Source organism: Nocardia sp. NPDC004654 (assembly GCF_040609595.1).
Taxonomy (GTDB): domain Bacteria; phylum Actinomycetota; class Actinomycetes; order Mycobacteriales; family Mycobacteriaceae; genus Nocardia.
Window position 1 is genome coordinate 173125 of the sequence record NZ_JBEXKI010000006.1, and the last position, 14060, is coordinate 187184.

The window sequence follows — 14060 nt, forward strand, 5'->3', positions numbered from 1 at the left end:
ACTCAGGCTAGCCCCAAATCGACGTCCGGACGCCAGCCCTTCCGCGTGTCGGAGTCGATCAGAACGGAGCCTGCGCCCACCACAGGTCGCGGACCTCGTCGAAGGTGTGCCCCGGCCAGGCGACCTCGACCAAGACCGACGAGACCATGGGGGCCACCCAGCCGTGCGTGGCCAGCGCGAACGGCGCGGCGGGATCGGTCGGCCGGAAGACCTGGAGCCCGCCCGGCCTGCTGAATTCGCGCTCACCCGTCAGCGTGGCGTGCGCCGTCAGGTACGCCTGGACATCGCGGAATCCCGCGTACTCGGTGTACCACGCCGTGACGCCGTCCGGATCGGTGCAGACGATCTGGCGCAGCGGCACCGGGTCGCCGGGCTGGGTCACCACCGTCGCGGCCGCGTGACAGCGTGCGCCACGCCAGCCCGTTCCCTCCGGGCTCGCCGGGACGAGCTCGGGAAAGGCGATCGCGATGGAATGCTGCGCGCCCCACGGCAGGGGCTGCGGCCGGTTCGGGCGCACGAACTTCCAGTACACGCCGACAGCCGCGACCCCGCCCACCCCGAGCACCAGTGCCGAGACGAGCAGCAGGACGGAGAACGTCCGCCAGCCGGAGGAGACCTGCCGTCCTGGCGCTCGGCTCACGGCATCGCTCGCCCAGTTGTGCGCGGACGCAGGCCGGCGGGCGACAACCGCGTCGGCGGGATGCGGAACCGCGGGCGGCGTACTCGCAACTGACGCGTCCTGCCACCCCGGAGCGTCAGCCGAGTTCGACACTGACGCGGGCACCGGCGGCGAGTAGTCGGCTGGACTTTGCGACACTGCGGCAGCCGCGCGCCCGGCCAACGCCCGTGCCGCCGCGTCGGCGAATTCACCGCAGCCCGCGAACCGGCGCGCCGGGTCCTTTGCCATCGCCCTGGCGATGACCTCGTCCACCGCGGGCGGCAGACCCGGCACGAGCGCACTGGCATTCGGCACCGGTCGAGTCAAGTGGGCAGCGATGATCGCGCCGGGGTTGGTCGCGGTGAACGGCGCCTGTCCGGTCAGCAAGGCGAACAGCGTGCAGCCGAGCGCGTACTGATCCGCGCGCTGATCGACCGCCTCGTCCGAAAGCTGTTCCGGCGCGGCATAAGCCAGCGTGGCGAGCAGTTCGCCGGTCTTGGTCAGCTGGCGGGTGTCCTCGCGCATCCTCGCGATGCCGAAATCGCTGAGCAGTACCCGGTCGCCGCCGCCGTGCGCGGCGCTCAACAGGATGTTGGCGGGTTTCACGTCGCGGTGCAGCACGCCGCGGTCGTGCGCGTAGTCCAGTGCCGCCGCGGTCTGCGCGACGATCCCGGCGGCCCGCGCCGGGTCCATCGGCCTGCCGCGAAACGCGGCCGCGTCGCCGCCGTCGACGTACTGCATGGAAATCCACAGCACACCGTCGTCGGCGCCGCGATCGAGCACCGACACGATGTTCGGATGATCCAGCCGCGCGACCACATCGGCCTCGCGTTCGAACCGCCGCCGCGCCTCCTCGTCGGCGTAGAGCTCGCGGTCGAGCAGCTTCAGTGCGATCAGTCGCGGCAGCCGGGGATGACCGGCCAGGTAGACGGTGCCCATCCCGCCGCGACCGAGCACCCGCTCGATCCGGTATCCGGCGAACACCTCGCCGACGGCGAGCCCCACCCCCTGCATCGCAAACCTTTCGCCGAGCCGATCGAGCGCCTCGAGTGTAAGCGCACCGGAGCCAGCTCGACCGGGCGAAATCAATTCGCGCGCAAGCGCTCCGCGGCGGCGGCGATGCGTTCGTCGGACGCGGTCAGCGCGATCCGCACGTGTTCACGGGCCGTCGGTCCGTAGAAGTCGCCGGGCGCGGCGAGGATGCCGCGCTCGGCCAGCCAGTCCAGGGTGGTCCGGCAGTTCTCGCCGCGCGTGGACCACAGGTACAGCCCCGCCTCGGAGTGGTCGATGCGGAAACCCGCGCCCTGCAAGGCGTTTCGCAGCTGCTCGCGGCGGGCGCGGTAGCGTTCGCGCTGCTGGCCCTCGTGCGCGTCGTCGCCGAGCGCGGCCGTCATCGCGGCTTGGATCGGGTAGGGCACCATCATGCCCGAGTGCTTGCGCACCTCCAGCAGCTCGGCGACCAGTTCGGGATCGCCCGCCACGAAACCGGCGCGGTAGCTGGCCAGGTTCGAGGTCTTCGAGAGCGAGTGCACCGCCAGCAGACCGGTGTGGTCGCCGTCGCACACTTCGGGATCGAGGATCGAGAGGGGGCGGCTGTCCCAGGACAGGCCCAGGTAGCACTCGTCGGAAGCGACGATCGCGCCGCGCTCCCGCGCGAAGGCCACCACCTTGCGCAAGTGCTCGAGCCCGAGCACCCGGCCGGTCGGGTTGGACGGCGAGTTGAGGTAGATCAGCGCGGGCGACTGCGGGCCGAGCCGGGTGAGCCCGTCCGCACGCAGCACCTGGGCGCCCGCCAGCAGCGCGCCGACCTCATAGGTCGGGTAGGCGATCTCGGGAATGACCACCAAATCGCCAGAGCCGAGGCCGAGCAGCCGCGGCAGACCCGCGATCAGCTCCTTGGTGCCGATCACCGGCAGCACTGCCGCCGGATCGAGGCCGGTGATTCCGTACCGACGCTTGAGCGCGTCGACCGCGGCGGCGCGCAGCTCGGGCATGCCGTGCGTGGTCGGGTAACCGGGCACCTCCGCGACCGCGTTCAATGCCGCCCTGATCAGCGGGGCGACGGGGTCTACCGGGGTGCCGACCGAAAGATCGACGATCCCGTCGGGATGCGCCGCGGCTCTCGCCTTCACCGACGCGATGGTGTCCCAAGGAAAATCGGGCAGCAAAGCGCTGACCCGGCCACGCGAACTCACTTACGGTCTCACTCGCCCATCGGAGGAAGTTCTTTGATGAACGGCGGGTCGTAGTCCACCTTGCCGACCTTGGTCGCGCCGCCCGGCGAGCCCAGCTCGTCGAAGAAGTCGACGTTGGCGTTCACGTACCCGCTCCACTGGTCCGGCGTGTCGTCTTCGTAGAAGATCGCCTCCACCGGGCACACCGGCTCACATGCACCACAGTCCACGCACTCGTCCGGATGGATGTACAGCATGCGACCACCCTCGTAGATGCAGTCCACGGGGCATTCCTCGATGCATGCCTTGTCCTTCACGTCAACGCACGGTTCAGCGATGATGTACGGCACTGCCGCTCTCCTAGTCTGTCCTCACCTGCGGGGATGGTCCGCCACGCGAAACCCTATCCCGACCACCCCACGTTACTACTGGTCAGCCTGCCCTAACTTCACCGGCTCCGCCCCCGGTCGCGGCCGGTGTGCCGAGCCTTCGCATCCGCACCGACGTCCAGTGGACGATGGTAATCGCCCATCGACCCTTCCGTCGCGCGAGTGCGAGTTTCGCACCCGCGCGCGGCGGGGTCCTACCGCACCGACAGCGACAACGTGTGCGGCTTGCGCTCTACCCGCCCGTAGGTCGTCGTGCGCTCCCGGGCCGGGCGGCCGATGCCGGTGGCGATCTCGGTGAGCTCGGCGACCGTCTTCGCGGAGCCGTGCTGGGAGCCGGCCATGCGGGAGATGGTCTCCTCCATCAGCGTGCCGCCGAGGTCGTTCGCGCCGCCGTTGAGCATCATCCTGGTGCCCGCCGTGCCGAGCTTGACCCAGCTGGTCTGGATGTTGTCGATCCGGCCGTGCAGCATGATCCGTGCCAGCGCGTGGGCGGCGCGGTTGTCGCGGATCGTCGGGCCGGGACGTGCCGCGCCCGCCAGGTACAGCGGCGCGCTCTGGTGCACGAAGGGCAGCAGCACGAATTCGGTGAAACCGCCTGTCTCGTCCTGGATTCCGCGGAGGACGCGCAGGTGGCCGACCCAGTGCTTCGGGTTGTCGACGTGTCCGTACATCATCGTCGAACTGGAGCGCAGCCCGACCTGATGCGCCGTGGTGATCACCTCGATCCACGCGGAGGTCGGCAGCTTGCCCTTGGTGAGCACCCAGCGCACCTCGTCGTCCAGGATCTCGGCGGCGGTGCCGGGAATGGTGTCGAGCCCGGCCTCCTTCAGCGCCACCAGCCAGTCGCGGATGCTCTGCCCGCCGCGCGAGGCCCCGTTGACGATCTCCATCGGGCTGAAGGCGTGCACGTGCATGGACGGCACCCGCTGCTTCACCGCGCGCACCAGGTCGGCGTAGCCGGTGACCGGCAGGTCCGGATCGATGCCGCCCTGCATGCAGACCTCGGTGGCGCCGTCGACGTGCGCCTCCCAGGCCCGGTCGGCGACCTCGTCGGTGCTCAGCGTGAACGCGTCGGCGTCGCCCTTGCGCTGGGCGAACGCGCAGAAGCGGCAGCCGGTGTAGCAGATGTTGGTGAAGTTGATGTTCCGGTTCACCACGTAGGTGACGTCGTCGCCGACGGTGTCGCGGCGCAGTTGGTCGGCCAGCGCCGTGACCGCCTCCAGATCGACGCCCTCGGCGGTGGCCAGCGCCAAGTAGTCGGCGTCGGACAGCGCCGCGGGATCGCGTTCGGCGGCGCGCAGCGCGGCGAGCACGTCCCCGTCGAGCCGTTCGGGGGCGGCCAAGTCGCGCGCCTGTTCGCGAATGGTGTCCCAGTCGCCGAAGGCGCCGACCACGTCCTGGCCCAGCGCGGAGTCGCTGCGGCTCTCGGTGTTGCGGCCCTCGGTGTCGATCGAGGTGTTCAGGTCGATCCGGCCCGCCGACTCCCACGACTCGTCCGGCTCCTGCCACGGCAGGCCGACCGGCAGCGCGTCCGGGTTCGCCAGTCCGGTCGCGGGATCGGTCAGCGCGGCCACGTGCGCGCCGATCCGCGGATCCACCCACGGGTTGCCCGCACGCACGTATTTGGGGTGCGCCGAAGTCCTTTCGACGAGCTGGTAGCCCGCCGCCTCGGTGATCTCGCGCAACGTGTCCAGATTCGGCCACGGCCGTTCGGGATTCACGTGATCCGGGGTCACCGGCGAGACGCCGCCCCAGTCATCGATGCCCGCGTCGATCAGCGCGAGGCATTCCTCCAGCGACACCAGGTTCGGCGGGGCCTGCACCGGCACGTCCGGGCCGAGCAGCAGGCGGGTCACCGCGATGGTCGCGCGGAACTCCTCCAGACCGGCGTCGGGCGCGTCGCGCATGGCGGTGTCGTCCTTGGCGCGGAAGTTCTGGATGATCACTTCCTGGATGTGTCCGAAAGCCTTGTGCTGCTTGCGGATCGCCATGATGGACTCGGCGCGCTCGGTCAGCGTCTCGCCGATGCCGACCAGGATGCCGGTGGTGTACGGCACCGAGAGCCGACCGGCGTCGGTGATGGCGCGCAGCCGGACCGCGGGGTCCTTGTCGGGGCTGCCGTAGTGGCACTCCCCCTTGTCGGTGAACAGCCGCGTCGAGGTGGTCTCCAGCATCATGCCCATGGACTGCGCCACCGGCTTGAGCCGCGCGATCTCCTCCCAGCTCATGACGCCGGGGTTGAGGTGCGGCAGCAGACCGGTCTCCTCCAGCACCATGATCGAGACGGCGCGCAGGTAGTCCAGCGTGGAGTCGTAGCCGCGCTCGTCGAGCCACTGGGCCGCTTCCGGCCAGCGCGCCTCGGGCCGGTCGCCGAGGGTGAACAGCGCCTCCTTGCAGCCGAGCGCGGCGCCGCGGCGAGCGATGTCTAGTACCTCGTCGGGCTCCAGGAACATGCCCTTGCCCTCGGCCCGCAACTTGCCCGGCACGGTGACGAACGTGCAGTAATGACACTTGTCCCGACACAAGCGGGTCAGCGGAATGAACACGTTGCGCGAATAGGTGATGGTCTTCGACCTGCCCGCCGATTCCAGACCGGCGTCGCGCACCCGCGCCGCGCTGCGACACAACTCGACCAGGTCCTCGCCGCGCGCGTGCAGCAGCACGGCGGCCTCGTCCACGTTCAGTGTCACCCCGTCTCGGGCCCTGCGCAGCGCGCGGCGCATGGCCGACGGGCTGGGCGGGACTGGCGGGACGCTCGGTGTCGCTAGCTCGGTCACGCCCTCGATCATGCGCTACCCATCCTGGACTGTCTCCCTCCAGTGCTCGTGTGTGAGCGTAGTCAGCTCACCGCGACGGCGAGTTCCGCGAAGCCCGTCGTGAGCGTTCACAACCTCACCGCGCCTCACCGTTATTCCACCGGCGTGGCGCGGGGCGGTGAATGTTCGTGCAACCATGACAACCATGTCGCAGCCGCGCACGATCATGGCCGACCCGGCCTGGCGTCCAAGCCCCAAGGCGAAACTGCTGTGGACGGTGCAGGCGGGGCTGGCTTGGGTGCTGCCGTTCCTCGCGCTGCTCGTGTGGATGGCGGTGGACTCGGGCCACCGCGGCTTGCAGCTGACCGCGCTGGCGATCGGGCTGGTGTGCGCGGTGTTCAGCATCGCCGTCGTGCCGTGGTGGCGCTACGCCGTGCACCGGTGGGAGGTCACCGACGAGGCCGTGTACACCAGGGTCGGCTGGCTGGCCCAGGAGAGCCGGGTCGCGCCGATCTCGCGGGTACAGACGGTCGACACCGAACGCGGTCCGCTGGAGCGGCTGCTCGGCCTGGCGACGGTGACGGTCACCACCGCCTCGTCGGCGGGCGCGGTGCAGATCTCGGCGCTGGATCTGCCGGTCGCCGAACAGACCGTCACGCGGCTGACCGAGATCGCCGCGCGGCATCGCGGGGACGCGACGTGACCGAGCGCCTGCCCGCCGACGCCGTACCACCGTGGGCGCGCCTGGATCGGCGAATGCTGTTGGTGCATCCGGTCACCGAGGTGGTCAAGTTCATCCCGGTACTGATCGGTTCGATCATCCTCGGCACGAGCAGCGGCAATCCCGCCTGGAGCATCGTCCCGCTGGCGCTGATCGTCGGGTTCGCGCTGACCAGATGGTTCACCACGACCTACCGGGTCGGCCCGACACATGTCGAATTGCGCACCGGATTGTTGCAGCGCAGGGAGCTTTCGGTGCCGCGCAGCCGGATCAGGTCCGTCGACATCGAATCCGACCTGCTGCACCGAGCGCTCGGACTTTCCGTGGTGGTCATCGGCACCGGCCAGCAGGCCGACAGCGGTGAGAAGTTCAAGCTGGACTCGCTCGACGCGCGGGTGGTACCCGCGTTGCGCGCGGAACTGCTCGCGCACACAGCCCGACCGGCACCGACCACTCCCGCCGTCGGCGTATCGGACGACACAGCGGCACAAGAACATTCGGCCGCGCGCGAGATCGGCCACTGGCGGCCGCAGTGGGTGCGGTACGCGCCACTCTCGCTCACCGGATTCGCCGTCATGGCGCCGATAGTGGGCGCGGCGTTCCAATACGGGTTGGGCCAGCGGCTGTTCGAATCCGACGCCGCGCACGACATCGGGGAAGGCACCGCCGTCGCCATCGCGCTCGTCGTGCTCGGCTTGTTCGCCGCGATCGTGCTCGTGGTCAGCCTGGCGGCCTGCACGCGGTACCTGACAACCTATTTCGGCCTCCGCGTCCTGCACAACGGCCGCACCCTGCACGTGCGCCACGGCCTGTTCACCACCAGACAGATCACCCTCGACCTGGCCCGGTTCCGCGGCGCCACGGTGAACGAGCCACTGCTGCTTCGTCTTTCGGGCGCAGCCGAACTCGAGGCGATCATGGTCGGGGAGAACCCGCGCCAGAAGATCCTCCCGCAAGCCCCGCGCGCCGCGGTCGAACGGACGTTGGGGGAGTTGCTGGATGGGGGCGCGAAGCCCGATCGCACGCCACCGAGCGCCGAGCCAGGTGCGGCCGCTGTCGGGCTGCCGCTTCCGAGTGGACCGGCGACGCCAGAGCTCCACGATGCTGCGGCGAGTCCAAGTGCCACCGGTGCGCCCGTTGCTCCTGCGCTGAGCACTGGCGACGCGTCGCGCCGCACTTCCGCGGGCGAACCCCTGGCGCAGATGTCCGCGCGGCTCACCCGCCACGGTCCCGCCGCGCGCCGTCGCCGCTACTTCCGGGCGCTGTCGCCCGTCGTCCTGCTGACCTTCGCGGTGCTCGCCTTCGCCCTCGAAGGCCCGGTCCCGCCGTGGTGGTGGCTGCTGCCCGGCATTGCCGCGATCATCGCGATCGCCCTGGCCGAAGACCGCTACCGGGGCCTCGGCCACGCCGTCCTCCCCCGCACCGCCACCTCCCCCGCGTGGCTCATCACCCGTTCCGGAAGCCTCGACCGCGACCGCGACTGCCTCGAAGCCCCCGGCGTCATCGGCTGGACCGTCCGCCAATCCTTCTGGCAGCGCCGCGCCGGTCTGGCCACCGTCATCGCGGCCACCGCGGCGGGCAAGAAGCGCTACCTCGTCATCGACATTCCGATCGCCCAGGCCTGGGCGCTCATCGAATCCGTCACTCCCGGCGCGCTCGGCTCCCGCTGAAACCTCGCCACACGCGTCGCTGCCGAGGCGCGGCGTTCCAGAAGTTTGCGGCGCGGCCGATGAGGCACACCCCGGTGCGGGGACGTGTCGTTCGACGGTGGGCGCAAGGGTGCGGCGTTGAATGTGGGTGTGGTCGAGACCGTAGCGCGGGACGAGTCACGGATCGCCGATCGGCGGATGCGCCGGATGCAGCGCGGCGACGCCTACCGGCTCACCGCGTTCGGAGGTCTGGCGGCGTTGTCGCTGGACGCACTGTCCAGCGTCGCCTACGGGCCGGAGGCCATCGTCCTGGTGCTCGTCGCGGCGGGCGCGGCGGCGGTGCAGTGGACGTTCCCGGTCGCGCTGGCGATCGCGGCCCTGTTGCTGGTGCTCGTCCTGTCCTACCGCCAGGTGATCGCGGCGCACCCGGACGGCGGCGGGGCGTACGCGGTGGCGAAGAAGGATCTCGGCCCGGGGGCCAGCCTGTTGGCCGCGGCCAGTCTGGTGGTCGACTACGTGCTGACGGTCGCGGTCAGCCTTTCGGCGGGCGCGGCGAGCTTGGCCAGTGCGTTTCCCGCGTTGCGCGACCAGGAGCTGGCGGTCGCGCTCGCGGCGCTCACGCTCATCGCCGTGGTGAATCTGATCGGTGTCGCCGAATCCGCCAGGGTGCTGATGGCGCCGATGCTGCTGTTCGTCGGCTGCGTCCTCGGCGTGATCGCGGTCGGCCTGCTGCGCCCGGAGCCGGTGGCCGTGGTCGGCGACGCTCCCGGGCCACTGGTTCCGTACGAGGCGCTCGGAGTGTGGTTGCTGCTCAAGGCTTTCGCCGCGGGCTGTGCGGCGTTGACCGGTGTGGAGGCGATCGCGAACGCGGTGCCCTCGTTCCGCACGCCCGCCGTCCGGCGCGCCCAGCACACCGAGGTCGCGCTCGGCGTACTGCTGTGCGTCATGCTGCTGGGCCTGGCGCTCCTCATCCGCCTACATCACGTGGTGCCACGGGAAGGAGTGACGATCCTGGCCCAGCTCGCCGCGGGCGCGTTCGGCACGGGGTGGCCGTTCTACATCGTGAACGTGGCCGTCGCGATAACGCTCGGGTTGGCGGCCAACACCAGTTTCGGCGGACTGCCGGTGTTGCTCGCGCTGCTGGCCAAGGACCGCCGGATGCCCTCGCTGTTCACGCTGCGCTCCGAGCGGCCGGTCTTCCGATACGGCGTGACCGCCCTCGCCATCGCGGCGGGCGCGATTTTGATCGTGGTGGACGCGGAGACGCACGACCTGCTTCCTCTCTACGCGATCGGCGTCTTCATCGGATTCACCCTGAGCCAATGGGGACTCGTCCGGCACTGGAAGCGGCAGCGCGATCCGGGATGGGCGCCGCGCGCCGCGCTCAACGGATTCGGCGCGTGTCTCACCGCCGTCGCCGCCGTGGTGCTGCTCGGCGAGAAGTTCACCGAGGGCGCGTGGCTGCTGCTGGTGATCATCCCGCTGTTGATCACCTTGTTCGCGCGGACCGAGAACTACTACCGCACGGTGGCGGCGGAACTGCGCCTCGGCGAGATACCGGCGCGACCCGAAAAGGGCTCCGAGACAGCGGCTCTCGTCATCGTCCCGGTGGTGGCCGTCAGCGAGGCGACCGCTCGCGCCCTCGCCGCCGCCCTGCGCATGCGCGGCGAAATCGTCGCCGTCGCAGCGGAAATCGACCCGGACGCCACCAAACGCCTGAGCGCGCGATGGAAGGAATGGGATCCGGGCGTCCCGCTCACCGTGCTGCCGTGCCCGCATCGCAGCCTGATCGCCACCCTCGTCGGCTATGTGCGCAAACAATCCGCCGCTGGCCGCGACGTCACCGTCCTCCTCGCCCACGTGGAAGCCCGCCACTGGTGGCACCGCCCCCTGCACAACCCGCGCGGCCCCGTCCTCGGCGCCGCCCTGCGCGCCCGCACCGACGCCGTCATCGCCACCCTCCCGATCCGCGTCGACTGAACCGACCCGCTGGCCGCGCCCACCCAACGTCCTCACCGAGCCACCGCGCGCCCCGCCGCCCAGGCCATCACCACGAGGCGCGCAAAGGTCTGCGACCTCGGCCCGTCGTCGCAGAGTCACAACACTCCCGCGGCCCTGCTGCGCGGCACACAATGGCTGCGGTCGTCGACCGTTCGGCTATCGACCACCGGGGTCCGCGGCCAGATGCATCGGGCCCGCCCGATCCGCGGCGCGCCTCGCGACCCATGCGAGGCGCGCGAAGGTCTGCGGAGTCAGTCGTGGGCGGGGCGGAGGTAGATGTAGGCCAGCGGTGGGACCAAACCGCAGAGGAGCAGGAGCAGGGTGGGCCAGTCGCTCAACAGCATCAGGTCGCCGCCCGGGCCCGCGAAGGTGCACGCCAGAAAGCCGAAGGTCCAGACGATGACCGGGAGCAACGCGACGCGGGTGCTGTCGGTGAGGGTGCGCATAGCCGCGATCAGCAGGACGTTCAAACCGGCGGCGAGCAGAGCCGTCACCGGTAGAGCGAACGTGCCCGAGCTCGCGACCGCGGCCAGCGGCGCGGCCACCAGGGTGGGCTCCTCGGCGGGCGGCAAATGCGAGGTGCCCAGGTACACCGGCAGATAGAGGACCTCGAAGGCGAGGGTGAACAACCCGCTCAGGGTGAGCACGGCCATCAGCGCCAGCCGCAGGGGTTCGGCGATCCACCCTCGATCATCGGTACGTGGCGCGTCCACGCGCTTGTCGAGCGCCGTCACGGCACCGGCGGGTAGCCGAGGAGCGTCAGCAGGTGGCTCTGCATGTCGACGAAGGCGTACAGCACCGACATGTACAGCTCGTGCTGGTGCTCCGCGCCGGGGCGCAAGCTGTCCACGAAGGCCGAGATGGCGTTCTGGAGGTCCCAGTTGTACACGTCGAGGAGTCTATGCCCGGCGGCTCGGCTCGGATCACGCACCATCGACCGGGATGTTCGTGACCACCCGGAACTACCCCGTACAGCCGCGGCGAACCAGTCGTCGATCAGCGCCGGGACGATCAGCGCGATGGTCCAGCCGCCGACCGATCAGTCGAACACGGCCGGTGCGGACAGCGAATTCAGACAATCCCGGCAAACAGGTCGTGTTCGCGCCCATCCGGCCCGACCGGCCCGCGCGTGCCACGGACCAGCACGTAGTGCTCCTCGGGCAGCACCGGCTGGGCGATGTTGTTGGACAGCGCGAACTCTCGCCCCGAAGGGGCGACCGTCACCTGCGTCGCGTGCGCCCGCAACGCCGTCCGCTTGGCGGCCAACGCGTCCGACACCTCGACGGTGGTGGTGACGGTGTGACTCGGCACGCTCGCCAACTCCCCCGCCCCTGGCAGCCGCCACCCGCGCGGCAGCGCGCCGGGCAAGCCTTCGACGGTGCGGCGGGCCAGTGCCTCGGTGTGCAGCCGCAGCATGTCGGCGTCGGTCACCGTCCAATAGAACTTGGGCACGTCCCAGCCGCGCTCGGCCGCCGCCTCGACCGCGGCGGTGGCGACCTCGTGGGCCCTGATGTGATCGGGGTGGCCGTAGCCGCCGCGCGGGTCGTAGCCGATCACCACCCGCGGCCGCAGCTCGAGCAGAATCCCGACGAGCGCGTCCACTGCCTCGGCGCCGGAACTCACGAACGCCCTGGGGTGTTCGGCCGAGGGCGTCCCCGCCATGCCGGAATCCCGCCAGCGGCCCGCCCCGCCGAGGAAGCGCGGCGGCGCGGCGTCCAAAGCGGCCAGCGCCCTTGTCAATTCGAGAACGCGGTAGCCCCCGAGTTGATCGGCGTGCTCGGCGGTCAGCTGTGCCCACTGCTCGCCGATCACCTCGCCCTCCTCGCCGAGGGTGCAGGTCACCACGGTGACCGGAACGCCGCGGCGGCGGTAGTGCGCGATGGTGCCGCCGGTGGTGATGGATTCGTCGTCCGGGTGCGCGTGCACCAGCACGATGCCGCCGGGCCCGTCCGGTTTGGTCACGGGATCCTGCGCCACATCGAGGCATCACCGAAGATGCCCACCTGGATGGCCCCGCTCAGCGACGCGCCGTCCACCCGGGGACCCGCGGCGGCGACCACGTTGTCCTGCACGATCGGCAGCACGGTGGCAAGTCTCCACAGCGCGGGCTCGGCATCGGCGAGCACCTTGGGCACGTCGATACCGCGCAGCGCGGCGTCGATCGCGGGTTGCAGCACGGGATCGCACACCCCGGACAGGTTGCTCGGCGCGCGCCGCGCCGCCTCGACCGCGGCCTGCGCTTCACCGTCCCCGAGACCGGGATCCGGTGGCAGGCAGCTGTAGCGGGACGCCAGCACGGTGGCCGGATCGGCGCCCGCGACCTCCCAGCCGACGATCGCGTCCACGCCGCCCTCGACCAGTTCCTTGCCGTACAGCTCGTCGGCGGCGAGGCTGCGGACGCTGGCATCGATTCCGGCGCTGCGCAATTGGTCGGCGGCGGTGCTGGCCACCGCGAGCGCGGTCGCGTCACCGGTCACCGCGCCGATCCGCAGCGCGAGGGTCTTGCCGTTCTTCGCGATCGGGCGCGGTTGCGGCGCGGGCGAGGTCGGCGAGATCACCGGCGGCGGCTCGGGTGCGCGCGCGAAACCCGCCTCGGCGAGCAGCGCGAACGCCTCGTCGGCGGTGGGTCGCGGCGGCGCGGTCGGCGCGTAACCGGGATCCGACGGCGTCAGGATCTGCGCGCGCACGGGTTCGACCCACCCGCCGGTCTGCGCGCCTACGGTGGCGAGCAGCGCGGGATCGAGCAGCGCGAGCAGCCCGCGCCGCACCCGCGGATCGGCGAGTTCGGTCGTGCGCCCGTTCAGGACGAATTGCAGTTCGCGCGACTGCGGCATGATCACGGTGCGCACCGAGGGGATCGCGGCCAGCTGCGCCTGGGTCGCGACGCCGCCGTGCACGAGCGCCATCTGCGCGTCACCGGTGCGCAGCGACTCGGCCAGCTGCGCGGGAGTTCCGCCGCGGCGCAACAGGATCTGATCCGGCGCGGCCGGGGTGCCCCAGTAGCGGTCGTTGCGTTCCAGCAGGATCTCGTCGCGACCGGGATCCACCGACTTGATCGCGAAGTTGCCGCCGGACACCGGGATTCCCTCCGCGAGTCCGTTGGCGAAACCACCCGGCTGATCCTTGATCAGATGCGAGGGAAGCAGATTCGCGAACAGTTCGCGCCACGCGGGGTACGGCTGAGTCAGCACCACGGTGACCGTCTTGCCGCCGCCGGAGGAGTTCACATCCGAGATCAACCGGTAAGCGGCGGAATCCGCGACACCGGGCTGCGTCAGCATCTGCTGCCACAGGAAACGGAAGTCCTCGGCGGCGATGGGCGCTCCGTCGGACCAGTTGGCCTGGTTGCGCAGCGTGTAGGTGATGGTGAACGGCTCCTGGCTGGTGACCTCCGCGGCGGTCACCAGCGCGGTGTCCGGCACCCAGTCCGTGCCGCCCGGCACCGACGGACTCGGCACCGGACGGAACGGGCTCGGCAACACCATCGAACTCACCGCCGAGGTGGCGGGCGACTGATCGGAACGCAGGTGCGGGTTGAACCCGATACCGATGTCGTCGATCGCCACCACGACGGTGTTCTTGCCCGGCTTGGCGGGCGTCGTCTTCGGGCTGTCCGTGCTCTCGATGGGCGGGGGCGGGTTCGCGGTGCATCCGGCGAGCACCGTCGCGGAGGCCGCCAGCAGAACCGTCAGTGCGCGCAGCATCGCGCGTC

11 protein-coding genes are annotated in these 14060 nt (G+C 70.6%); 3 read left to right on the forward strand and 8 right to left on the reverse strand.

Going from position 1 to position 14060, the window contains the following annotated elements; translation table 11 throughout:
* Positions 1 to 58: 58 nt before the first annotated feature.
* From ABZV58_RS21240 to ABZV58_RS21255, 4 genes are all read right to left on the reverse strand, one after another.
* Positions 59 to 1672, reverse strand: coding sequence for a serine/threonine-protein kinase (locus ABZV58_RS21240; protein ID WP_355001875.1), 1614 nt, complete (start codon positions 1670 to 1672; stop codon positions 59 to 61).
* A gap of 71 nt (positions 1673 to 1743) precedes the next feature.
* Positions 1744 to 2853, reverse strand: coding sequence for a succinyldiaminopimelate transaminase (dapC, locus tag ABZV58_RS21245; RefSeq protein WP_355001876.1), 1110 nt, complete (start codon positions 2851 to 2853; stop codon positions 1744 to 1746).
* 8 nt (positions 2854 to 2861) lie between these two features.
* A complete protein-coding gene (gene fdxA / locus ABZV58_RS21250; RefSeq protein WP_011211287.1) occupies positions 2862 to 3182 on the reverse strand; it encodes a ferredoxin in 321 nt (106 codons plus the stop codon).
* 233 nt (positions 3183 to 3415) lie between these two features.
* Positions 3416 to 6010, reverse strand: a complete 2595-nt coding sequence (locus tag ABZV58_RS21255; protein ID WP_355001877.1) for a bifunctional FO biosynthesis protein CofGH — start codon at positions 6008 to 6010, stop codon at positions 3416 to 3418.
* A 172-nt stretch (positions 6011 to 6182) separates the two neighbouring features.
* On the opposite strand from ABZV58_RS21255, the gene ABZV58_RS21260 reads away from it, so the two are divergent.
* The 3 genes from ABZV58_RS21260 to ABZV58_RS21270 all read left to right on the forward strand — a co-directional run bounded on the left by ABZV58_RS21260 (position 6183) and on the right by ABZV58_RS21270 (position 10327).
* The gene (locus ABZV58_RS21260; RefSeq protein WP_355001878.1) at positions 6183 to 6680 is read left to right on the forward strand and encodes a PH domain-containing protein; all 498 of its coding nucleotides are present in this window, start codon (positions 6183 to 6185) and stop codon (positions 6678 to 6680) included.
* 53 nt (positions 6681 to 6733) lie between these two features.
* Complete coding sequence (locus ABZV58_RS21265) at positions 6734 to 8368, forward strand: PH domain-containing protein (protein ID WP_355002212.1); 1635 nt, start codon at positions 6734 to 6736, stop codon at positions 8366 to 8368.
* A 177-nt stretch (positions 8369 to 8545) separates the two neighbouring features.
* A complete protein-coding gene (locus ABZV58_RS21270) occupies positions 8546 to 10327 on the forward strand; it encodes an amino acid permease (RefSeq protein ID WP_355002213.1) in 1782 nt (593 codons plus the stop codon).
* 272 nt (positions 10328 to 10599) lie between these two features.
* On the opposite strand, the gene ABZV58_RS21275 is transcribed toward ABZV58_RS21270, so the two are convergent.
* From ABZV58_RS21275 to ABZV58_RS21290, 4 genes are all read right to left on the reverse strand, one after another.
* Entirely contained in the window at positions 10600 to 11082 is a 483-nt protein-coding gene (locus ABZV58_RS21275; RefSeq protein ID WP_355001879.1) for a hypothetical protein, read from the reverse strand.
* The gene (locus ABZV58_RS21280; RefSeq protein WP_097245437.1) at positions 11079 to 11237 is read right to left on the reverse strand and encodes a hypothetical protein; all 159 of its coding nucleotides are present in this window, start codon (positions 11235 to 11237) and stop codon (positions 11079 to 11081) included. The genes ABZV58_RS21275 and ABZV58_RS21280 overlap by 4 nt, the downstream gene beginning before the upstream one ends.
* Before the next feature lie 182 nt (positions 11238 to 11419).
* Positions 11420 to 12310 (reverse strand): N-acetyl-1-D-myo-inositol-2-amino-2-deoxy-alpha-D-glucopyranoside deacetylase, encoded by an 891-nt coding sequence (mshB, locus tag ABZV58_RS21285; RefSeq protein ID WP_355001880.1) that lies wholly within the window; start codon positions 12308 to 12310, stop codon positions 11420 to 11422.
* Positions 12307 to 14052 (reverse strand): ABC transporter family substrate-binding protein, encoded by a 1746-nt coding sequence (locus tag ABZV58_RS21290; RefSeq protein WP_355002214.1) that lies wholly within the window; start codon positions 14050 to 14052, stop codon positions 12307 to 12309. Before ABZV58_RS21290 ends, mshB begins: the two co-directional genes overlap by 4 nt.
* Between the last annotated feature and the right edge of the window lie 8 nt (positions 14053 to 14060).